The sequence below is a fragment of the Pedococcus bigeumensis genome, from assembly GCF_006438965.1.
Lineage (GTDB): Bacteria > Actinomycetota > Actinomycetes > Actinomycetales > Dermatophilaceae > Pedococcus > Pedococcus bigeumensis_A.
The window spans coordinates 772,925-794,588 of record NZ_RCZM01000001.1; the positions used below are offsets into that span (position 1 = coordinate 772,925).

General features: G+C 70.6%; 20 protein-coding genes. 16 read left to right on the forward strand and 4 right to left on the reverse strand.

From position 1 onward, the window contains the following. The first annotated feature begins 15 nt into the window (after positions 1-15). From EAH86_RS03505 to dapF, 7 genes are all read left to right on the forward strand, one after another. Positions 16-657, forward strand: coding sequence for a regulatory protein RecX (locus tag EAH86_RS03505; protein WP_140737187.1), 642 nt, complete (start codon positions 16-18; stop codon positions 655-657). A gap of 175 nt (positions 658-832) precedes the next feature. Further along, positions 833-1,168: an ArsR/SmtB family transcription factor gene (locus EAH86_RS03510; RefSeq protein WP_140737188.1), complete on the forward strand. Its 336-nt coding sequence runs from the start codon at positions 833-835 to the stop codon at positions 1,166-1,168. Between the two features lie 101 nt (positions 1,169-1,269). Next, a complete protein-coding gene (locus tag EAH86_RS03515; RefSeq protein ID WP_140737189.1) occupies positions 1,270-2,880 on the forward strand; it encodes a SulP family inorganic anion transporter in 1,611 nt (536 codons plus the stop codon). Positions 2,881-2,934: 54 nt separating this feature from the next. Continuing rightward, positions 2,935-4,455 (forward strand): tRNA (N6-isopentenyl adenosine(37)-C2)-methylthiotransferase MiaB, encoded by a 1,521-nt coding sequence (gene miaB, locus EAH86_RS03520; RefSeq protein ID WP_140737190.1) that lies wholly within the window; start codon positions 2,935-2,937, stop codon positions 4,453-4,455. A 54-nt stretch (positions 4,456-4,509) separates the two neighbouring features. Further along, positions 4,510-5,130: a peptide deformylase gene (gene def, locus EAH86_RS03525; RefSeq protein WP_140737191.1), complete on the forward strand. Its 621-nt coding sequence runs from the start codon at positions 4,510-4,512 to the stop codon at positions 5,128-5,130. A 4-nt stretch (positions 5,131-5,134) separates the two neighbouring features. Further along, the gene (gene miaA, locus EAH86_RS03530) at positions 5,135-6,067 is read left to right on the forward strand and encodes a tRNA (adenosine(37)-N6)-dimethylallyltransferase MiaA (protein ID WP_140737192.1); all 933 of its coding nucleotides are present in this window, start codon (positions 5,135-5,137) and stop codon (positions 6,065-6,067) included. Continuing rightward, the gene (gene dapF, locus EAH86_RS03535; RefSeq protein WP_140737193.1) at positions 6,060-6,923 is read left to right on the forward strand and encodes a diaminopimelate epimerase; all 864 of its coding nucleotides are present in this window, start codon (positions 6,060-6,062) and stop codon (positions 6,921-6,923) included. The genes miaA and dapF overlap by 8 nt, the downstream gene beginning before the upstream one ends. Before the next feature lie 21 nt (positions 6,924-6,944). Here dapF and EAH86_RS03540 read toward each other — a convergent pair whose 3' ends face one another. Further along, entirely contained in the window at positions 6,945-7,562 is a 618-nt protein-coding gene (locus EAH86_RS03540; protein WP_140737194.1) for a class I SAM-dependent methyltransferase, read from the reverse strand. Positions 7,563-7,635: 73 nt separating this feature from the next. Here EAH86_RS03540 and hflX point away from each other — a divergent pair, with 73 nt between their 5' ends. The 3 genes from hflX to EAH86_RS03555 are packed head-to-tail and all read left to right on the forward strand — an operon-like array spanning position 7,636 to position 10,476. After that, complete coding sequence (gene hflX, locus EAH86_RS03545; RefSeq protein WP_140737195.1) at positions 7,636-9,087, forward strand: GTPase HflX; 1,452 nt, start codon at positions 7,636-7,638, stop codon at positions 9,085-9,087. Positions 9,088-9,114: 27 nt separating this feature from the next. Continuing rightward, a complete protein-coding gene (locus EAH86_RS03550; protein ID WP_241668161.1) occupies positions 9,115-9,609 on the forward strand; it encodes a GNAT family N-acetyltransferase in 495 nt (164 codons plus the stop codon). 9 nt (positions 9,610-9,618) lie between these two features. Continuing rightward, on the forward strand, positions 9,619-10,476 hold the full coding sequence (locus tag EAH86_RS03555) for an NAD(P)H-binding protein (RefSeq protein ID WP_140737196.1): 858 nt from the start codon (positions 9,619-9,621) through the stop codon (positions 10,474-10,476). Here the strand turns inward: EAH86_RS03555 and EAH86_RS03560 are convergent. Continuing rightward, a complete protein-coding gene (locus tag EAH86_RS03560) occupies positions 10,451-13,066 on the reverse strand; it encodes a DEAD/DEAH box helicase (protein ID WP_140737197.1) in 2,616 nt (871 codons plus the stop codon). The genes EAH86_RS03555 and EAH86_RS03560 overlap by 26 nt on opposite strands. Positions 13,067-13,127: 61 nt before the next feature. Between EAH86_RS03560 and EAH86_RS03565 the strand changes: the two genes are divergently transcribed. The 6 genes from EAH86_RS03565 (at position 13,128) to rpsT (ending at position 19,059) form a co-directional block, all read left to right on the forward strand. Then, positions 13,128-13,664 carry an STM3941 family protein gene (locus tag EAH86_RS03565; protein ID WP_140737198.1) on the forward strand — a complete coding sequence of 179 codons (537 nt, stop codon included), beginning with the start codon at positions 13,128-13,130 and terminating at the stop codon, positions 13,662-13,664. 9 nt (positions 13,665-13,673) lie between these two features. Beyond that, positions 13,674-14,723 carry a GNAT family N-acetyltransferase gene (locus EAH86_RS03570; RefSeq protein WP_140737199.1) on the forward strand — a complete coding sequence of 350 codons (1,050 nt, stop codon included), beginning with the start codon at positions 13,674-13,676 and terminating at the stop codon, positions 14,721-14,723. 55 nt (positions 14,724-14,778) lie between these two features. Further along, entirely contained in the window at positions 14,779-17,046 is a 2,268-nt protein-coding gene (locus EAH86_RS03575) for an ATP-dependent DNA helicase (RefSeq protein ID WP_140737200.1), read from the forward strand. Positions 17,047-17,107: 61 nt separating this feature from the next. Further along, a complete protein-coding gene (locus EAH86_RS03580) occupies positions 17,108-17,584 on the forward strand; it encodes an XdhC family protein (RefSeq protein WP_140737201.1) in 477 nt (158 codons plus the stop codon). A 31-nt stretch (positions 17,585-17,615) separates the two neighbouring features. Further along, entirely contained in the window at positions 17,616-18,590 is a 975-nt protein-coding gene (gene holA, locus EAH86_RS03585; RefSeq protein ID WP_140737202.1) for a DNA polymerase III subunit delta, read from the forward strand. A 208-nt stretch (positions 18,591-18,798) separates the two neighbouring features. After that, positions 18,799-19,059 (forward strand): 30S ribosomal protein S20, encoded by a 261-nt coding sequence (gene rpsT, locus EAH86_RS03590; protein ID WP_140737203.1) that lies wholly within the window; start codon positions 18,799-18,801, stop codon positions 19,057-19,059. Between the two features lie 139 nt (positions 19,060-19,198). Here rpsT and EAH86_RS03595 read toward each other — a convergent pair whose 3' ends face one another. Together EAH86_RS03595 and EAH86_RS03600 are read right to left on the reverse strand one after the other, a co-directional pair. Then, positions 19,199-19,765: a type II toxin-antitoxin system PemK/MazF family toxin gene (locus EAH86_RS03595; RefSeq protein WP_140737204.1), complete on the reverse strand. Its 567-nt coding sequence runs from the start codon at positions 19,763-19,765 to the stop codon at positions 19,199-19,201. 20 nt (positions 19,766-19,785) lie between these two features. Beyond that, positions 19,786-21,507 carry an HNH endonuclease signature motif containing protein gene (locus EAH86_RS03600; protein ID WP_140737205.1) on the reverse strand — a complete coding sequence of 574 codons (1,722 nt, stop codon included), beginning with the start codon at positions 21,505-21,507 and terminating at the stop codon, positions 19,786-19,788. Positions 21,508-21,664 lie beyond the last annotated feature (157 nt).

Below are 21,664 nucleotides of genomic sequence, written 5' to 3' on the forward strand. Positions count from 1 at the left end.
ACCACTGATCTCGCAATGACTGATCGACACGCCGCAGCCAGGGCAGCCTTCGAGGCGGCCCTGGCTGCGACGTCGGCCCCCGCTGACGAACCGAACCCGAGGCAGGCGCGCCCGCGGGCCTGGCAGCCCATCCCGGGCGACCCCGAGGCCGACCTCCAGACGAGCGACAACGAGCCCGACGCCTATGACGTGGCGCGGCAGATCGTGCTGCGCCAGCTGGCCATGTCGCCCAAGAGCCGTCAGCAGCTCCTCGACAAGCTCCGCACCCGCAACTGCCCCGACGACGTCGCCGAGGCCGTCCTCGACCGGATGACTGCCGTCGGGCTGGTGGACGACGTGGCCTACGCGGGAATGCTCGTGCGGTCCCAGCAGGCCGGACGCGGGCTGGCCAAGCGAGCGCTGGCGCGTGAGCTGCGCACCAAGGGGGTCGACGACGAGACGGCGCGGGCGACCCTCGAGTCGATCGACCCTGAGGGTGAGCGCGACCGTGCCGCGCAGCTCGTGGCCAAGAAGCTCAGGTCGATGCATGGGCTCGAGCCGCTGGTGCAGAAGCGGCGCCTCGCCGGCATGCTCGCCCGCAAGGGCTACCCGGCGGACCTGGCGATGGCCGTCATCCGCGAGGCCATCGCCGGGGCGCCGGAGCACCAGCGGGACTGACGGGGACCCTCAAAACCCCGGGTTCCCCACCGTCCGGCTCCGGCCTCCTGGGGGGGCGCGTCATCGCATTTCTTGATCACTGTAAATGAAGACCTTTGCAAGTGATGTAGTCTTCATGTAGAAGGTCCACACGTGAGGACCGGCCGAGACATGCGACTTCCCGACAGGCAGATTGATGCGCGTTCCGCTCTACCAAGCCAAGGCCGAGTTCTTCAAGACGCTCGGCCATCCCGCGCGGATCCGGATCCTGGAGCTGCTCTCCGAGCGCGACCACGCCGTGCACGAGATGCTCGGGAAGATCGCCATCGAGCCCAGCAACCTCAGCCAGCAGCTTGCCGTGCTGCGCCGAGCTGGACTCGTCCTTTCGCAGCGGCATGCGGGGGAGGTCGTCTACTCGGTGAGTGTGCCGGAGGTCCGCGACCTGCTGCTCGCCGCTCGCCAGATCCTCTCCGGGGTCCTCGCGTCGCAAGGCGCGCTGGAAGCCGAGCTGTCCCAGTCCGCGCCTCAGTGAGTACCGCGCAGCGCGCGGGGTCCTCGCCCGCAGCCCGCACGACCAGCTTGCGCGAGTTCTTGGAACGGACCGTGCACCTCCTTCCGCGGAGAGCGGACTGGATGGGTGGGCGACCGGTACGTGATCTGACTGCTGGCCTCATGGTCGGACTGGTCGCCTTACCCCTCGCCCTGGGGTTCGGTGCCAGCTCGGGGCTTGGCGCGGGCGCCGGATTGGTGACCGCGGTCGTTGCCGGAGCTGTCGCTGCGGTGTTCGGTGGAAGCCGGGTCCAGGTCAGTGGCCCCACCGGTGCCATGACGGTCGTGCTCGTTCCCATCGTCGCCACTCACGGAGCCGACGGGGTCCTCGTGGTCGGCCTGCTCGCTGGTGCCGTTCTGGTCGGACTCGCCTACCTCGGTGCTGGTCGGTTCATCCGTTACGTGCCGGTCCCCGTCGTGGAGGGCTTCACCCTCGGAATCGCTGCCATCATCGCGCTCCAGCAGTTGCCCTCGGCGCTCGGAGTGAGAGTCCACGCCGACAAGGTGCTCGTCTTGGCTGCCCGTGCGGCGGCGGCGTGGGTGCGGGCCCCGATGTGGGCGCCCCTGATGGTCGCCGTCGGGGTCGGGACGGCAGTCCTGCTGCTGGTCCGGCTGCGGCCCGCCCTCCCCGGGTCGCTCATCGCCGTGGTCGCCGCAACGCTCGGCAATGCCGCCTTCGGCTGGGGTGCCGCGCCCATCGGGAGCATCCCCTCGGGGTTGCCTGTCCCTTCCTTGCCGGGCGTTCCGCTCGGTGACATAGGCGCGCTGGTCCTGCCGGCAATCGCCGTGGCAGCGTTGGCGGCGCTCGAGAGCCTGCTCTCCGCCACCGTCGCCGACGGAATGAGCGTCGGTCGGCGACATGACTCCAACCGGGAGCTCTTCGGGCAAGGCGTGGCCAACCTCGTCGCACCGCTGTTCGGCGGCATCCCCGCGACGGCGGCCATCGCCCGCACGGCCGTCAACGTCCGGGCGGGTGCGACGTCGCGGCTCGCTGCGCTCACCCACTCGCTCGTGCTCCTCCTCGTCGCAGTGGCCGCCGCCCGCTGGGTCGCCGACATCCCACTGGCCGCACTCGCCGGCGTGCTCATCGCCACCGCTATCCAGATGGTCAGGGTGTCCAGCTTGCGCGCGCTCCTGCGCTCCACCCGGGGGGATGGCGTGGTCCTGGTCCTCACCGCTGTGGCGACTGTCACCTTCGACCTCGTGACGGCCGTGCTCGTCGGACTTGTCATGGCTGGGTTCTTCGCCCTTCAGCAGACTGCCCGGGCGGCCCGGGTGGAAGAAGTCCCGCTGGAGGCGGGCGACCACACCGACGAGGAGCGTCGCCTGCTCGACGAGCACATCGTCGCCTACCGGATCGACGGGCCTCTCTTCTTCGCCGCTGCACACGACTTTCTCCTCGGGCTGGCAGACGTCACGACGGTGCGCGTCGTGGTGCTGCGCATGTCTCGCATCACGGCGATCGATGCCACGGGTGCCAGCGTCCTCGCCGACACCATCAGCCGCCTGGAGGGCCGGAACGTGACCGTGTTGCTGTCGGGCGTCCAGGCGCACCATGAGCGGGTGCTGCAGGAGCTCGGCGTCTACGGTCACCTCGCCCACGAGCGGCACCTCTTCGCCACAACTCCCGAAGCGATTGCCCATGCGCGCCTGCACGCCGCCAGGGTGACGCACAGCCCGCCCGTGGGGCCGTGAGCCTGGGATCAGGCGGCATACGTGGTCGGGCGGAGCACGTACTCTTGGCCTGCGATGAGTACCACCACCACAGCACCCAGGACCTACGACGTCCGCACGCACGGCTGCCAGATGAACGTGCACGACTCCGAGCGGCTTGCCGGCCTGCTCGAGACGGCTGGCTACGTCGACGTCAACAGCCTGCCCGCGACGGCCCGACCGGAGGCGGCCGACGTCGTCGTCTTCAACACCTGCGCGGTGCGCGAGAACGCGGACAACAAGCTCTACGGCAACCTCGGCCAGCTGCGGCCCGCCAAGACCCGCAACCCCGACATGCAGATCGCGGTCGGCGGCTGCATGGCGCAGAAGGACCGCTCCACCATCGTGCAGCGGGCTCCTTGGGTGGATGTGGTCTTCGGGACCAACAACATCGGCAGCCTGCCGGCCCTGCTCGACCGGGCCCGCCACAACAAGCGCGCCGAGGTCGAGATCCTCGAGAGCCTCGAGGTCTTCCCCAGCACCCTGCCGACGCGCCGCGACTCGGCCTACGCCGGCTGGGTGTCGATCTCGGTGGGCTGCAACAACACCTGCACGTTCTGCATCGTTCCGAGCCTGCGCGGCAAGGAGGCCGACCGTCGGCCCGGTGACGTCCTCGCCGAGATCAAGGCGCTCGTCGAGCAGGGGGTTGTCGAGATCACCCTGCTCGGGCAGAACGTCAACACCTACGGCGTCGAGTTCGGCGACCGGTTCGCGTTCGGCAAGCTGTTGCGCGCCTGCGGCGAGGTCGACGGACTCGAGCGGGTCCGGTTCACCAGTCCGCACCCGGCGGCCTTCACCGACGACGTCATCGCGGCGATGGCCGAGACGCCCAACGTGATGCCGAGCCTGCACATGCCGCTGCAGTCGGGATCGGACCGCATCCTCAAGGCGATGCGACGCTCCTACCGCAGCGAGAAGTTCCTCGGGATCATCGACCGGGTGCGCGCGCAGATCCCTGACGCCGCGATCACGACCGACATCATCGTGGGATTCCCGGGCGAGACCGAGGCGGACTTCGAGGAGACGCTGCGGGTGGTGCGCGAGTCGCGGTTTGCGAGCGCGTTCACCTTCCAGTACTCCATCCGTGCGGGCACGCCGGCCGCCACCATGCCGGACCAGCTGCCGAAGGCCGTCGTCCAGGAGCGCTACATGCGACTCCTCGCCGCGCAGGAGGAGATCTCCTGGGCCGAGAACCGCACCGTCGAGAGGCGCGACGTCGAGGTCCTCGTAGCCACCGGCGAAGGCCGCAAGGACACCGCGACCCACCGCCTCTCCGGTCGGGCGCGCGACAACCGGTTGGTGCACTTCGCCGTCCCCGATGGCGCCGAGCGGCCTCGCCCCGGCGACATGGTCACCGTCGGTGTCACCTACGGCGCACCGCACCACCTCGTCGCCGACGCAGCTCTGGAGGGCGGCGCCTACGCCGTGCGGCGCACCGCCGGCGGTGACGCGTGGGCCTCGCTGCAGGACGCTCCCGTCCCGGGCAAGCCCGGAGTCTCCCTGGGTATGCCGGGTGTGGGCCGCCCCGCGTCCGTTGCCGCCCCGTCCTGCGGCTGAGCTACCAGCCCCCGAGATCGCGCACGGGGCAACGGGTCTGAAAGACTCCCGGCCATGACCGTCCGTCCCATCGTCATCACCGGGGAGCCCGTGCTCCACCGCCGAGCCGACTCCGTGGAGAAGTTCGACGACGACCTCCGCAGCCTCGTCGCGGACATGTTCGACACCATGGACGCTGCCAACGGCGTCGGGTTGGCTGCTCCCCAGATCGGTGTCGGCCTGCGTGTCTTCACCTGGCAGATGGACAACGAGGACGGTGTTCCCGCTCGCGGGGCCATCGTGAACCCCTATGTCACCTCGGCCAAGGCCTCCCTCGAGGAGCCCGACCCGCACGACGAGGCCGAGGGCTGCCTCTCGGTCCCCGGCGAGAGCTTCCCGCTCAAGCGCGGTGAGACGGCGACGATCACCGGGTTCGACGTCGTGGGGGCGGAGCTGTCGTTCGAGGCGACCGGGTGGTTCGCCCGCTGCATGCAGCACGAGTACGACCACCTCAACGGCTTCCTCTACGTCGACCGGCTCAACGAACGCTGGGGCAAGAAGGCCCGCAAGGCGGTCAAGAAGGCGGGGTGGGGCAAGCCCGGCTTCACCTGGCTCCCGGGCGTGGACCCGGACCCGTTCGGCCACGACCTGGACCCCGACAGCGAGAACTGGCACGACCACGAGCACGACCTGTGACCCGATGACGACGCCCCTCATCGTCGTCGTCGTCGGGCCCACCGCGACCGGCAAGTCGGACCTCGCGCTCGACCTCGCCGAAGCCATCGGTGGCGAGGTGGTCGGCGCCGACGCCAGCCAGCTGTACCGCGGTATGGACATCGGCACGGCCAAGGTCCCGCTTGCCGAGCGACGCGGCATACCGCACCACCAGCTCGACGTGCTGGACGTGACCGAGGAAGCCAACATCGCCGCCTACCAGGGGTCGTCGCGAGCCGACTTCGCCGCGATCCAGGACCGCGGCCACCATCCGGTCCTGGCCGGTGGGTCCGGCCTCTACGTGCGCGCCGCCCTCGACGTCCTCGAGATCCCGCCCACCGACCCGGACGTGCGTGCCCGGCTCGAAGCCGAGGCGAACGCCGCAGGGACAGCGGCGACCTTCGCCCGCCTGGAACAGCTCGACCCCGAGGCGGCACGAGCGATGGAGCCGGCCAACGTCCGGCGCATCGTGCGCGCCCTCGAGGTCATCGAGCTCACCGGACGACCGTTCTCGGCGACCATGCCGACCCGCACCCACGTGCAGCCCACGGTGGTGGTCGGCCTGCGCATGCCGCGAGCGCGCCTCGACGAGCGCATCACGGCCCGGGTGCGTCGCATGTGGGAGCAGGGCCTCGTTGCGGAGGTGCGCCACCTCGAGCCGCTGGGGCTGCGCGAGGGCCGAACGGCCTCACGGGCGCTCGGCTACGCACAGGCCCTCGCCGAGATCGACGGGACGCTGACCACCGAGCAGGCGCAGGAGCAGACGACCGCTTTGACCCGACGGCTCGCCCGGCGTCAGGAGTCCTGGTTCAACCCCGACCCGCGGATCACCTGGCTCGACGCGCTGGCCCCCGACGTGTCCGAGCAGGCGGTGGCGCTGGTCCGGGAGGCGATCAGGGACAATGGCAGACATGGCTGACCAGACCGCCTTCACCAAGGGCCACGGGACCGAGAACGACTTCGTCCTCGTGCCTGACCTCGAGGGCGTGCGCGAGCTGACTGCTCAGCAGGCTGCCCGGCTCGCCGACCGCCGCGCCGGAATCGGCGGCGACGGCGTGATCCGCGTCGTACCAACGGCTCTGGCCACCGAAGGTGGCATCCTCGCGCAGGCGCAGGCCGCCCGGTGGTTCATGGACTACCGCAACGCCGACGGCAGCGTGGCCGAGATGTGTGGCAACGGCACGCGCGTCTTCGCCGCCTACCTGCGACGCGAGGGGCTCGAGACGGCCGACGAGTTCGCCATCGCCACGCGGGCCGGCACCAAGCTCGTCCGGTTCGAGTCGCCCGACCTCATCGCGGTCAACCTCGGCCCGTGGCGGCTGGCCCAGCCTGCGATCGCGGACGAGGAGGGCTTCGACGCGCTGGTCCACCTCGAGGGCCACGAACCCCTGTCGGCACTCAGCCTCGACCTCGGCAACCCGCACACGGTGGTGGCACTGCCGGAGCCGATCAACCTGGATTCCCTTGACCTGCACCGACTTCCGGTCGTGAACCCGGTGCCTCCGCACGGGACGAACGTCGAGTTCGTCCGTCCGATGGGAGCCGGACACATCCGGATGCGGGTCCACGAGCGCGGGGTGGGGGAGACGCGGTCGTGTGGCACCGGTGCCGCTGCGGCCGCCCTCGCCACCCGCTTCTGGGCCGGCGACGTCACGGACACCTGGACGGTCGACGTGCCCGGTGGTCGACTCAGGGTGCGGGCGCTGCCCGGCCAGGACGTCGAGCTCGCGGGCCCCGCGGTCCTGGTGGCCGACGGCACGACCGACCTCGTCTGACCGACCCCGACCCACGTGGGGTCAGGAGCTGCGCCGGACCTCGAGGATGCGAAAACCCCGGTCCGAGGTGAACCGCGACACGGCATACGCCTGCGGGTCGAGCTGCTCCGCCAACCATCGCTGCAGCGAGTCCGAACCGAGGTTCTTCTGCACGACGAGGTGCGCCACCCCGCCGGGCGCCAGCCGCGGCAGCCACCTGAGCATCAGGTCGTGCAGCGCCGCCTTGCCCACCCGGATGGGTGGGTTCGACCAGATCGCGTCGAACTGCACCCCCTCGGGTATGCCGTCCGGCTGGCTCGCGTGCACCCGGTCCAGACCCAGCGAGGCCGCCGTGGTGCGCAGCAGGTCGAGCGCACGTTCGTTCACGTCCACGGCATACACGGTCGCCTCGGGGGAGCGGAGCGCCAGGGTGAGGGCGATCGGACCCCAGCCACACCCGAGGTCCAGGAGGTTGCCTTCGGCGGGCGGCGCAGGGGCGAGCCGCAGCAGCACGGAGGTGCCCTGGTCGACCCCTGCGGGGCTGAAGATGCCCGCCGCGGAGCGCACCTCGACGGTCTGCCCGGCGAGTCGCACGGTGATGGTGCGCTGCTGTGCGGGGCTGGCCGGTTCGGCCGTGAAGTAGTGGTCTGGCGTGCTCATCGGGCCCAACGGTAGACGGAAGGACATAAACCGGTCGCTGCGCCCGTTGAAAGGGTGAGATTCTTGAGGGGATATGACACTGAAGCGATCAGACATCTTTGACCTGAAGGCCACCGCGCTGGCGACCGAGGACGGATTCCTCCCCAGCGACGGGGCCGGCTATGACGGCGACCAGTACGACCGTGAGGACCGGGCTGCGCTGCGCCGTGTCGCGGGGCTGTCCACCGAGCTCGAGGACATCACCGAGGTCGAGTACCGCCAGCTGCGGCTCGAGCGCGTGGTCCTTGCTGCAGTCTGGACCGAGGGCACCGCCGAGGACGCCGACAACTCGATGCGCGAGCTGGCCGCCCTGGCCGAGACGGCAGGTTCCACCGTCCTCGCGGGACTGGTCCAGCGCCGGGCCAAGCCCGACACCGGCACCTACCTCGGCTCCGGCAAGGCGATCGAGCTGCGTGACATCGTCATCGCCGAAGGCGCCGACACCGTCATCTGCGATACCGAGCTGACGCCCAGCCAGCGGCGGGCGCTCGAGGACGTCGTCAAGGTCAAGGTGATCGACCGGACCGCGCTGATCCTCGACATCTTCGCCCAGCACGCCAAGTCCAAGGAGGGCAAGGCGCAGGTCGAGCTGGCCCAGATGCAGTACCTCCTGCCGCGGCTGCGTGGTTGGGGTGAGTCGATGTCGCGGCAGGCCGGTGGCCAGGCCGCGGGCGGCCAGGGCATGGGTTCGCGAGGTCCGGGTGAGACCAAGATCGAGCTCGACCGTCGCCGGATCAACACCCGGATGGCCAAGCTGCGCCGCGAGATCAAGGACATGAAGGTCAGCCGCGACACGCGCCGGGTCAGTCGCAAGACCAACGAGGTCCCGAGCGTCGCGATCGCCGGCTACACCAACGCCGGCAAGTCCTCGCTGCTCAACCGGCTCACCGGTGCGGGCGTGCTCGTCGAGAACCAGCTGTTCGCCACCCTCGACCCGACGGTGCGGCGCGCCGAGACCGAGGACGGCCGCCTCTACACGCTGGCCGACACCGTCGGATTCGTCCGCCAGCTGCCCACCCAGCTCGTCGAGGCGTTCCGGTCGACCCTGGAAGAGGTGGCGGACGCCGACCTCCTCCTGCACGTGGTCGACGGCTCGCACCCCGACCCCGAGGGTCAGATCAGCGCCGTGCGTGCGGTCCTGGCGGACGTGGATGCGGGCAACGTCCGCGAGGTCATCGTCATCAACAAGGCGGACGCTGCCGACCCGGAGGTCCTCGACCGGATCCAGCGCCACGAGAAGCACTCGATCGTCGTGTCGGCTCGCACCGGAGCGGGGCTCGAGGAGCTCCGTGCCCTCATCTCCGCAGAGCTTCCGCGGCCGACCATCGACGTCGAGGTGCTGGTGCCCTACGACCGTGGCGACCTCGTCAGCCGGCTGCACCAGGAGGCCGAGGTGCTGTCCAGCGAGCACACCGGGAGCGGCACCCTGCTCAAGGCCCGGGTCCACCCCGACCTGGCCGGCGAGCTCGCCGGGTTCGCAGCCTGAGCGCCTGAGCGGCTGAGCGGTCAGGACGTGCCCGACGTGCCGAGCGCCATGCAGATCAGGCTGGGCGGTCTCGAGACGTCAGAGGTGGCGGCACTGCTGGCCGAGCACGTCGAGGACATGCGTCGCTACTCACCACCCGAGAGCGTGCACACCCTCGACCTCGACCGGCTGCGGACGCCGGACCTGACCTTCTGGAGCCTGTGGCAGGAGGACGTGGTGCTGGGCTGCGCCGCGTTGCGCGAGCTCGACCCGACGCACGGGGAGCTCAAGTCGATGCGCACCTCGCATGCGCACCGTCGCCGTAGGGTGGCGGCCGCACTGCTCGACCACGTCGTGGCCGAGGCGAGGCGACGTGGCTACGCGCGGCTGAGCCTCGAGACCGGTTCGCCGGCCGAGTTCGCACCGGCGCGCACGATGTATGCCGCGTACGGCTTCACCCCGTGCGACGCCTTCGGGCCCTACGTCGCGGACGACTTCAGCATGTTCATGACCCTGGACCTGGCTGACCAGCCGGCTCGCTAGGCTCGCTGGATGGGCACCATCGCACTGACTGGCGTGACCGGGCACCTCGGCAACCGGGTCCGAGAGCTGCTGCCCGATGACGGCCGCCAGCTGGTGCTGTTGGCGCGGAGCCCGGGAAAGGTCGTCGCCGGTCCACGCGACGAGGTGCGTCGCTGCGACTTCGCCGATCCCGAGGGTGCCGCCCGGGCTTTGTCAGGAGTCGACACGCTGCTCATGGTCTCGGCCTCCGAGGCGGCAGACCGGCTCGACCAGCACCGGGCCTTCGTGGGGGCGGCCGCCCTGGCGGGTGTCAGCCACATCGTCTACACCTCGTTCCAGGGAGCCGCCGCGGACTGCACTTTCACGCTGGGGCGGGACCACTGGGCGACCGAGCAGGCGATCCGAGAGGCGGGCCTCGAGTTCACCTTCCTGCGCGACAGCTTCTACGCAGACTTCCTGCCCCTCATGGCCCAGGACGGGGTGATCCGCGGGCCGGCCGGCGACGGGCGGGTGGCGGCGGTCGCGCGCGAGGACGTCGCGGCGGTGGCGGCCGTGGTGCTCGTCGACCCGATCGCGCATGCCGACGCGGCATACGACCTCACTGGTCCGGAGGCACTCACGCTCGCCGCGGCCGCGGCCCTCATCGAGGAGGTGACCGGGCGCCCGACGCGCTACCTCGACGAGACCCTCGAGGAGGCGTACGACTCGCGGGCTTCCTACGGAGCGCCGGACTGGCAGGTCGACGCGTGGGTGTCGACCTACACCGCGATCGCGGCCGGCGAGGTGGCGACTGTCTCCGACGCCGTGCCGCGGATCACGGGCCGTCCAGCCACGAGCCTGCGGGACCTGCTCGCGCCGGCGGTCACAGGCGACGCATCGCCTGGGTGAGCACCACCGGCTCGCCAGCCTCGTCCGAGGCGTCCAGGTCGACCACGGCTTCGATCACCCAGTCGTGGTCGCCCGCCGGGTCGTGGACGGTCTGACGCGCCTCCCAGAGACGGTGCTCGGTGTCCGGCTCCGCGGCGCCCGGCGGTGGCCCCTGCGACGGGGTGATGGTGAGCAGGCCGGGGCCTCGGGCCTCGGAGTCGGTGCCGATGGAGTCGTGGTCGGCGTAGTAGGCGCCGAGGGCTTCGTCCCACGCCGGACCGTCCATGAGGACGTGTCGCGGCGGCTCGGGGAGGGCGGCGTTGGCTGCCTCGAGCGCCGCGAGGTCGCCGAACCGGTCGCGGCTGGCGAGCTCGACGCGGCGGAACATGGCGTTGCGGACCATCACCCGGAAGGCGCGCTCGTTGCTCGTGATGGGGCGGGCCGGTCGGGTGCCCCCATGGGCGGCCAGTCCCTCGAGCTCTGCGAGGCGCTCGTTGGCGTCAGGATCGGTCAGGGCCTCCCACTCGTCGAGCAGCGAGGAGTCTGTTTGCCGCACGGTCTCGCCGAGCCACTCGAACAGGTCGTCGAACTGCTCGCTGTGGTGGGTGTCCGGCACCGTCTGCCGCAGCGTCCGGTAGGCGTCGGTCAGGTAGCGCAGCACCAGCCCTTCAGAGCGCGCCAGCTGGTAGGTCGAGACAAACTCGGTGAAGGTCATCGCGCGCTCGTACATGTCGCGCACGATCGACTTGGGTGACAGCGCCGAGTCGGACACCCACGGGTGGCTCTGCCGGAAGATCTCGAACGTCGCCTCGAGCAGGTCGGCGAGCGGACGCGGCCAGGTGACCTCGTCGAGCAGCGCCATCCGCTCCTCATACTCGATCCCCTCCGCCTTCATCTCGCCCACGGCCTCGCCACGGGCCTTGAACTGCTGGGCCATCAGCACCTGGCGCGGGTCGTCGAGGATCGCCTCGATCACCGAGACGACGTCGAGCGCGTAGGTGGGTGACTCCGGGTCGAGGACGTCCAGCGCTGCAAGGGCCAACGGCGCCAGCGGCTGGTTGAGGGCGAAGTCGTTCTGCAGCTCGCCGCGGACCTCGATGCTCCGGCCATCGGGTCCCGGAGGCGAGATGCGTTGCAGCACACCGGTGTCCAGCAGGCTCTTGCCCAGGATGATGGCGCGCCGGGAGAGCTTGGCCTGGCCGCGGGGCGTCTCGTGGTTGTTGCGCAGCAGGTGGCTGAGCGCCCGCACCGGGTCGCCGGGCCGCTGCACGATGTTGAGGATCATCGAGTGGTCGACGCGCATCCTGGAGACCAGCGGCTCCGGGTCAGCGGCGACGAGCTTGTCGTAGGTCTGCTCGGTCCACGACACCTCGCCGTCGGCGGGCTTGCGCCGCTGGACCTTGCGGAGCTTCTTGGGGTCGTCGCCGGCCTTGGCGATCGCGCGTGCGTTGTCGATGACGTGTTCGGGGGCCTGGACGACCACCGACCCGCTCGTGTCGAAGCCGGCCCGCCCGGCGCGCCCGGCGATCTGGTGGAACTCGCGAGCCTTGAGGATCCGCTGACGCGACCCGTCGAACTTGACCAGCCCGGTGAACAGCACCGTGCGGATGGGCACGTTGATGCCGACGCCCAACGTGTCGGTGCCGCAGATGACCTTGAGCAGCCCGTCCTGCGCGAGCTGTTCGACCAGGCGTCGGTAGCGCGGCAACATCCCGGCGTGGTGCACCCCGATGCCTGACCGGACCAGCTTGGACAGGGTGCGCCCGAAGCCCGCCGTGAACCGGAACCCGCCGATCCGCTCGGCGATCGCCGCCTTGTCCGCCTTGACGGTGCCCTTCAGCGAGAGCAGTGCCTGAGCCTGCTCGAGGGCCGCGGCCTGGGTGAAGTGCACGACGTAGACGGGGGACTGGTGGGTGGTGAGCAGCTCCTCGATGGTCTCCGCCAGCGGTGTCAGCGCCCAGGTGAAGCTCAGCGGCACCGGCCGCTCGGTGCCGGTGACCATCGTGGTGGACCGGCCGTTGCGGCGGGACAGGTCCTCGGCGAGCTCGGTCAGGTCGCCCAAGGTCGCGGACATCAGGACGAACTGCGCCTGGGGCAGCTCGAGCAGGGGGACCTGCCAGGCCCAGCCGCGGTCGGGCTCGGCGTAGAAGTGGAACTCGTCCATGATGACCAGGCCCACGTCGGCGTCGGCACCTTCGCGCAGTGCGATGTTGGCGAGGATCTCCGCAGTGCAGCAGATGATCGGGGCATCGGGGTTCACCGACGCGTCGCCGGTCAGCATGCCGACCTCGGACGCGCCGAAGATCTCGCACAGCGCGAAGAACTTCTCACTGACCAGGGCCTTGATTGGCGCCGTGTAGAAGCTGACCCGGTCGGTGGCGAGGGCGGCCAGGTGCGCGCCCGTTGCGACGAGGGACTTGCCGGAGCCGGTCGGGGTGGAGAGGACGACGTTCTCCCCGGCCAGCACGGCGAGCAGCGCCTCGTCCTGATGCGGGTACAGCGGGGTGCCAAGCTCGCGCGCCCAACCCTCGAACGCGGCATACACGTCGTCTGGCTCCGCAAGGCCCGGGGGGAGCAGATCGGTGAGGAGGGCCTTCTGGTCGCTGGTCATCGTCGCTCATCCTCCCGTGCCCAGCACAGGACAACCACACGGCCCCGGTGGACACTGAGGCATGGGGGTCGTGGTCGAGCGCAGCCGGGGGAAGATCCTCCTCGCGTTCCTGGGGTCAGTCGGGTTCGTCGTGCTGTCACTCGCCATCCTCACAGTGGGGTCTGCCAGCAGCCTCGTGGTCGGAGTCCTGGGCGCGCTGACGTTCGGGGTGTTCGCGGTGGGCTGGCTGCTCCTCCTCTTTCGGGGCGGGCCCGGTCTGGTCTTGGACGACGACGGCTTCGAGGACCACAGCTCTGGGGTGGCGGTCGGGCGGGTGCCTTGGACCGACGTCACGTCGGTGGACAGGTGGGGCGCCTTCGGGTCGGCGTTCGTCGTGGTCCGTGTTCGCGACCCCGCGGTCTACCTCGCCCGGCTGAGCTGGCTCGCCCGGCCTGCCGCCTGGGCGAACTGGCGCATGGTGGGGTCACCGGTAACGCTCGGCAGCGTGGGGCTGCGGACCGGATTCGACCACCTGCACGGGTTGCTCCTGGACGGCTTCGAGCGGCACCGCCTGCGCCCGCGGCGGGCTTTCGATGACGACGTCGGCGGTCATCGGTAGCGTCGACACGTGCCTTTCGAGACGACCACCCCGCGGCTGCTGCTGACTCGCCCGACCGAGCAGGACCGCGCCTTCCACACCGCTGTGCACAGTGACCCTCGGCTCTACGCGCACGCGCCCCATGTCCTCGGCACGCCGGCGACGAACGCTGAGTTCTTCGACGCGATCATTGCCCATTGGGCGACAGAAGCCTTCGGCTACTGGGTCGCGCGCGACCGCGACTCGGGTATGCCGGTGGGCTGGGTGGGCGTCCAGCGCCGCGACGGGCACCTCAACCTCTACTACCGGTTCGTCACCGAGGCGCAAGGGCGACGGCTGGCCCGCGAAGCCGCGCGGGCGGCTGTCGCGATGGCCACTGAGTGGCATCCCGACGCCGTGGTGCGTGCGCTGGTCAAGGACCACAATGAGCCCTCCGTCAGGACGGCCGAGGCCGCCGGCCTGGTCCGCACAGGTGAGCAGCTGGTGCTGGCCGACGACCTCCCGGACGAGGCTCCGTCGTCGGTATTCGAGGCACCACAGCTGGGGCGGGTCGAGGTGCTCGATGACGCGCTGCGGACCGAGCTCCTCGACCTCTGGTGTCGCGTCAACGATGCCGGTGGGTCGGTGGGCTTCCTGCCTGGCGCACCGTTGGAGCGCGTGGCCGAGGTCCTCGCGACCCACGAGAAGCAGATGGCTGCGGGCGACGCGGTCGCCGGGGCACTGCGCGAGCCGGACGGCAGGCTGGTGGGCTGGGCGTGGTGGGTGCGCGTGCCCAACCCACTCCTGCACCACGGCCGGTGGCTCTACCGAGTGATGGTCGACCCGGCTCGCCAGCGGCGAGGCCTCGGGCGGCTGCTCATGGCCGGGATGCATCGGGTCGCGCGCGAGGACGGTGTGGAGCTCCTGCAGCTCGGGGTTCGCAGCGGGTCCGGCGCGAGCGCCTTCTACGCCCAGTGCGGCTACACCGAGGTGGGCCGGATCCCCGGTGCCATTCGTGTCGCCCCCGGAGACGACCGCGACGACGTCACGATGGCCAGGCGGGTCGACGGGCGGCCACCCGTCGCCCACGGTGGGGGCTGAGCGCGGGTTGGGGACGGCCGACGAGGAGGCCGGGCGCACGGCATACGCTGACCCAATGGCCAGTCTCGACGACCTCCTGCACGCAGCCGTCCAGGGAGTCGGAGGTGTCGAGCGGCCGGGCCAGGTCGAGATGGCTCACGCCGTCGAGGATGCCGTGGCCAAGGACGAGCACCTCCTGGTCCAGGCCGGCACCGGCACGGGCAAGTCGCTGGCCTACCTGATCCCCGCAGTCATGCACGCGCAGAAGACCGGCAAGCCGGCCGTCGTCGCGACCGCGACCCTCGCGCTGCAGGCCCAGATCGTCGACCGCGACATGCCGCGACTGGCTGAGTCGATCGCGCCGCTGCTGGGCAAGCGGCCCACCTACGGCCTGGTCAAGGGTCGCCGCAACTACCTGTGCGCCCACAAGCTGGAGGGCGGTTTCCCTGACGACGAGGAGGGGCTGTTCGAGGTGGCTGAGGTCGACCGCGCGGCGTCGCGGCTCGGCCAGGAGGTGGTGCGGCTGCGCGAGTGGGCCGACACGACCGAGTCCGGTGACCGCGACGAGCTGGTCCCCGGCGTGAGTGAGCGAGCCTGGCGACAGGTGTCGGTGAGCGCGCACGAGTGCATGGGCAGCAAGTGCCCCGCGTTCGCCAACTGCTTCGTCGAGCGCTCGCGGGAGGCCGCCAAGGACTGCGACGTCATCGTCACCAACCACTCATTCATGGCGATCGACTCGTTCGAGGGCCGCCAGATGCTGCCCGAGCACGACCTGCTCGTCGTCGACGAGGCCCACGAGCTGGTCGACCGTGTCACGTCCACGATCACCGACGAGATCACGCCGAGCATGGTCAGTGCCGCCGCCAAGCGCGCCGGCCGGCTCGCCGAGTCGACCGAGGCCGTGGAGGACTCGGCCATCTTCCTGCAGGGCGTCCTCGACGCGCTCCCCGAAGGCAAGCTCAACGGCATACCCGACTCGCTGTCGCTCGCCCTCGCGCGGGTGAGGGACACGACGAGGCAGGTGCAGTCCGAGCTCAAGCCCGAGAAGGGCGTCGAGCCCGACGGCGCCCGCAAGGTGGCCCAGGCCGCGGTGGACGAGCTGTTCGAGAACTCCTCGCGCGTCCTCGAGCAGCGCGACCTCGACGTCGTGTGGGTCAGCCGTGACATGCGCCGCGGATCGGTCCTGCGGGTGGCGCCGATGAGCGTCGCGATGTTGTTGCGCGACAAGGTCTTTGGTGACCGCACCGTGGTGATGACCTCGGCGACGCTCGAGCTGGGCGGCACGTTCGACGCAGTCGCGGGCACCATGGGACTGCGCGGCGATGGCGCCCCGGACTGGCGCGGGCTCGACGTCGGCAGCCCGTTCGACTACCCGCAACAGGCGATTGCCTATGTGGCGCAACACCTTCCGGCGCCCGGCCGCGATGGGCTGAGCGACCAGACCCTTGACGAGATCGAGGCGCTGGTCCGGGCGGCGGGCGGTCGCACGCTGGGGCTGTTCTCCTCGATGCGCGCGGCCAAGGAAGCCACCGAGGCGATGCGCGAGCGGTTCTCCGACAAGGAGGGCGAGATCGGGTTCCTCTGCCAGGGGGAGGACCAGATCACCACGCTGGTGCGGCAGTTCGCCCGTGACCCGCAGACCTGCCTGTTCGGCACCCTCACGCTGTGGCAGGGAGTCGACGTTCCCGGCTCGGCCTGCCAGCTCGTCATCATCGACCGGATCCCGTTCCCGCGGCCCGACGACCCGCTGTCGTCGGCGCGCTCGCAAGCCATCGCGAAGATGGGCGGCAACGGCTTCATGGCCGTCTCGGCCACTCATGCTGCGCTTCGCCTCTCGCAGGGTGCTGGGCGGCTCATCCGCCGAGCCGACGACCGAGGCGTGGTCGCCTTCCTCGACTCGCGCATGATGACCGCGAGGTATGCCGGGTTCCTCCAGCGTTCGCTGCCCCCGTTCTGGCCGACCACCGACCGCGAGCGCGTGCTCGCCGCGCTCAGGCGCCTCGACGAGACCGCAGCGCCGCCCGTGCAGGTGCACGAACCGGCCCTTCGGGGCATCACCGGCGCGTTGGTCGGCACCTCGTTGGGCGGGACTGGCGAGGACGTCGCCGAGCATCCCCGACCGGTGGCCGACGCACCGCCGCCCGCCGAGTCGTCGCGTACCGCCGTGACCGACGGGCATGCCTGGACCGCGGAGTCCGACGAGGAGCTGCGCGACGGGGTCGAGCTGGGGCTGTCGGTCGACGAGCTCGCCGAGAGCCTCGAGCTGCCTGCCGACGTCGTGGCGGCCCGGCTCAAGGGCCTCGGTCTCGAGGCCACCGGCGCCGCGACCCTGGCTTTCGAGTAGCGGGGCCTTTGGCCCCTGCGCGCCGCTCGCGCCCGTGAGGGCCTCGGACGATACTGACGACATGGCTGATCCCTGCACCCTGCACGTCGTCGGAGACGGACCCGTGGCCGAAGCACTCATCGCCCTGGCCGGCCCGTTGGGCTGGTCGGTGAGCACCTCGACGGACGACCCCGGCGTTCCGGATGGCGTGGACGCCCTGGTCGTGACGAGCCATCACGACGGGGTCGACGGTCCGGCGATCCGCGCGGGCCTGGACGCCGGTACGGCATACATCGGTGGCATGGGGTCCCGGCGCACCCAGGACCGGCGGCGGGCCTGGCTCCTGGGTGACGGGGTCACCGAGGAGCAGCTCGCGAGCGTGCGCGCGCCGATTGGCCTCGACATCGGCGCCAACGAGCCGGGGGAGATCGCCGTGGCGATCCTCGCCGAGGTCATCGCGACCCGTGCGGGGCGGACCGAGCTGGGTTCGGTGAGCGACCGGGAGGGTCCGATCCACCCCGACCTCGCGCCGGGCGACGCCTACTGCCCTGGCGGCTGAGGCTGTCCCCGGTGCATGGGAGGCTGTGCCCGTGACCGCCACCGCGACGCGCAGCGTGCCCCCTCTCGTCCTGATCAGCGGACCCGAGGCGGTCATCGCCGACCGCGCGCTCAGCACTACGCTCGAGGAGCTGCGGGCGTCGGCGCCTGACCTCGAGGTGATCCGGCTGGCCGCCGAGACCTACGAAGCCGGCGCGCTCGGCATGCACGCCAGCCCGTCCCTGTTCGGCGGCGACAAGTGCATCGTCGTGCAGGACCTCGACGAGGCACCGGACGAGCTCCAGGAGGACCTGCTGGCCTTCCTCGCCGCCCCCGACCCCGACGTGACGCTGGTCGTCACCCACAAGTCGGGGCAGCGCGGCAAGAAGGTCCTCGACACCCTCAAGAAGTCCCAGGCGAGGGTCCTCGAGGCGCCAGCCATCAAGTCCGACCGCGACAAGACCGACTTCGCGATGCACGAGTTCCGAGCGGCCGGCAGGCGCGCCACCCCCGATGCCGTGCGGGCGTTGATCGAGGCGATCGGCAAGGACGTCCGCGAGCTCGCCTCGGCCTGCCAGCAGCTCGTGGCCGACACCACCGGCACGATCGACGAGGACCTCGTCGCGAAGTACCACGGTGGCAAGGTCGAGGCGAGCGGCTTCAAGGTCGCCGACGCCGCCGTCGCAGGCAACGCGGGTGAGGCCCTCCGGCTGCTCCGGCACGCGATCGCCACTGGGGTCGACCCCGTCCCGATCGTCGCCGTGCTCGCCCAGCAGCTCCGTCAGCTCGTCAAGGTGGGTGCCGCCGGTCGTGGGCGCTCGGCCGACGTCGCGCGCGACCTCGGCATGGCGCCGTGGCAGGTGGACAAGGCCCGCCGTGGGCTGTCTGGCTGGGGGCCCGAGGGGTTGGCCGAGGCGATCCAGGCAGTGGCCAACGCCGACTTCGAGGTCAAGGGCGGCGGCCGCGACCCGGTCTATGCCGTCGAGCGTGCCGTGCTCACCATCACCCGTGCACGCAGCGGTCGCTGAGCACGCGACGGTCGCTGAGCACGCGGCATAGCCACGTTTTGGGGGAGTGGGCTCCTCGCTGGTAGATTTGCCCATCGCGTGCGCGCATGGTCGTGCGCGCATGCAGCACCATCCAGAGCCTCTCAACCGCAGGTGCCCCACGCCTGGTCCCGAGAGGCTTCTGCCGCCCTCTAACGGCAACCACCGACCAACCAAGAGAGACACACCTGTGGCAAACATCAAGTCCCAGCTCAAGCGGATCAAGACGAACCGTACGGCTACCGAGCGCAACAAGGCCGTCAAGAGCGAGCTCAAGACCTGGATCCGCAAGTTCCAGAGTGCCGCTGACGCCGGCGACGCCGCTGCGGCGAACGAAGCCCTCGCGACCGCCAGCAAGAAGCTCGACAAGGCTGTTGGCAAGGGCGTCATCCACGCCAACCAAGCCGCCAACAAGAAGTCGGCCATGGCGAAGAAGGCCTCCTCGCTCTGAGCGAGTCGCCTTCCCAAGGCTTGACGAAGGGCCGGTCACCCGCGGGTGGCCGGCCCTTCGCGTTCCCCGCCGGGCGCGCTGACGGGTCTGCCGGGTGGCCGGCGTGGTGGCTGGCCGAGCGCCAATGCCTGGATGCGCCTCAGCGCGCGGCGCGAACCGCGGCGGCCACCTGGTCGAAGCGCTCGCGGTCGAGGACGGCACCCTCGCGTCGGACCGCGGTCGCGTCCACCCGCAGGATCCGGTCGATCCGGACCTCGCTCGGACGTCCCCTGCTGTCCCACGCACCCGACCCGATGTCCTGCCAGTGCCGGCCGTGGCGAGCTTCCTGCTCGTGGTCGCGGTCGTGGTCCTTGCTGGTCAGCATGAGGGCGAGGAGCCAGTTGCCGTCGCGGCCGATGATGAGCACCGGACGGTCTTTGCCCTGGTGGTGGTCCTCCTCGTAAGGCACCCAGGTCCAGACGATCTCACCCGGGTCGGGTCGACCGTCAGGCTTGGGGGCGTAGGCGAGGTCCGGCGTGCCGGTGAAGTCCCCGGGATAGGCGCCATGGGACGGGGCGTCGAGAGTCTCGGACGACCGGCGGTCTCGCGCGGACGTGCGCGGACTCGAAGGGCCACCCTTGGTCGGAGCTGTCGAGGCGGCCGACGTGGCGGCCCGTCGCCAGAGCCGGGACAGCCTGGAGCGCAGCGAGGTCGGGTCCGATGCCATGCCTGTCACGCTATCCCGGCTCAGAACGGCGGTTCGTCCGTGGCTCTCGTGATGCGGCTCCGCCCGCGTCGGCGACAGGACTCGCCGAACGCACGGTCGATGATGAAGTCATCACGACAGGTGCTGAGCTCAGCACTCAACACACGACGGCCTAGTGGCTGCTCGGAATCCCTTCCGGAAGCCAGCCTGAACACCGGGCGTCGAATGCGGAAGCGTTCGGCGCGAGCCAGCTCATGGGCGAGCTCCTCTTCCCAGGCGGACCACATGACTTCGGGCGTGTCTCGTGGCGCGAGACCGGAGGGCCTGGGTGGTGCGGACACGGACGATTCGAGATGGGCGTCGCGCTGGAGGAAGTCCAGGGGCAGGGTGGTGCGCACTCTGCCGGTGGGGTCGGTCCAGGTGACAGTGGCATCGGGGTCGATCCGGACCCGCCACCGAATCGTCTGCTTGATCCGGTGGTGCCGACGGCACAGGCGGATCAGGTTCGCCGCGTCGGTCGGCCCGAGTGGCCAGGGCGCGACATGGTCGAGGTCGCAGAATGGTGCGTTGATGGTGCAGCCGGGGAAGCGGCATCGTCCGTCGCGAGCCTTGACCAGGTCGATGAGCGTCTGCGGTGGCCGGTAAGCCCTCGACTCGGTGGCGTGCCCCCGGCCGGACCGGCCCGATCGACCGGACCGGTCAGTCTGGGCTGACTGGTCGAGCACGTCACTGCCGATCGCCAGGAGGGCACCCGTGTCGGCGTGGCAGGCGACCACCTCCCAGCGGGCCGGCTTGAGCCCGTGCGTCGTCGTCATCGCGTCGCGATCCGCCTCGCCGGCCTGCGTGAGCGTCGTGAACCACTCCCGTCGCACCTGGGTCGTGCCCGGCATCCCGAGTCCGGCCACCGTCACCAGCTCTTCGTTCTCGAGCGCAGCCGCGGAATCCGAGTTCGTCGTCTCAACGATCTCGGCTGCTCCCGGAGCAGGAAGGGCCATCGCACGCCGGGTAACCGACGGCTGCGTGTGCGAAGGCTGGGCGTGCCAAGGCGGAGTGGGCGCAGGCGCTGGGTGGGTCGTGGCGTTGAGCTGGTCGGCGGGGACGGCCACCTGCACGACGAAGGTGCCGGTGGCGCGCGCGTGGATCAGGTCCATCAGCGCGTCCGCCCGCGCCTGCGTCAAACCGGCCGCCCTGCCGTCACGGACGTACTGACGTGCCAGGCCATCGACCACCGCCCACCCGCTGCGGGACTGCTCGGCGGGGAAGCTGCCCATCCAGGTGTCGACCCCGGGCTCGTCCCCGGGCCACCGGCACAGGCTGCGCTCAGACCTCGCCCGGGCTGCCTTGGCCCGCAACAGGTCCGCGTCGACCGCGTCCAGTGCCTGTCGCACGCGTCGTCGCAGCATCGCTGGTGGCTCCGTGCTCAGCGTGTCCGCGATCCTCGTGACGACCTGCGCGCAGACCTCGGGTGGAGCGTCCCGCAGCTCGTCACCCACGACCCGGGCGCGGTACTCATCGAGCCTGCCGTCACCCATCGCCGTCAGCAGACCAGGAAACCGGGTCACCACCTCCACGGCCGTCCCCATGCGGTTGCTCGCGGCGGCGTCGCTGACCCCCAGCTGGTCACTCACCAGGGCGGGCGCGTCCAACCGCTGGTGCCCCAGCCCTCGGTGCTGCTCCACGACCGTGCCGTCCTCCAGTGCGACGTCCTCGATCGCCGCGACGTGCGCCATCGCGAGGGTCTGCACTGCGGCGGCCTGGTTCATCAGCGACTGGCACGCCCCCACGAGGTCGAGGAGGTCACTCAGTGCACGGTCCCGACCATCAACCGCAGCCGAGCCAGCTCCGACTGGAGCTCAGAGGCGGCGATGGACATCTCGAACATGTGTTCGATTCTACCCGATGACTCTGACAGCGACAAGG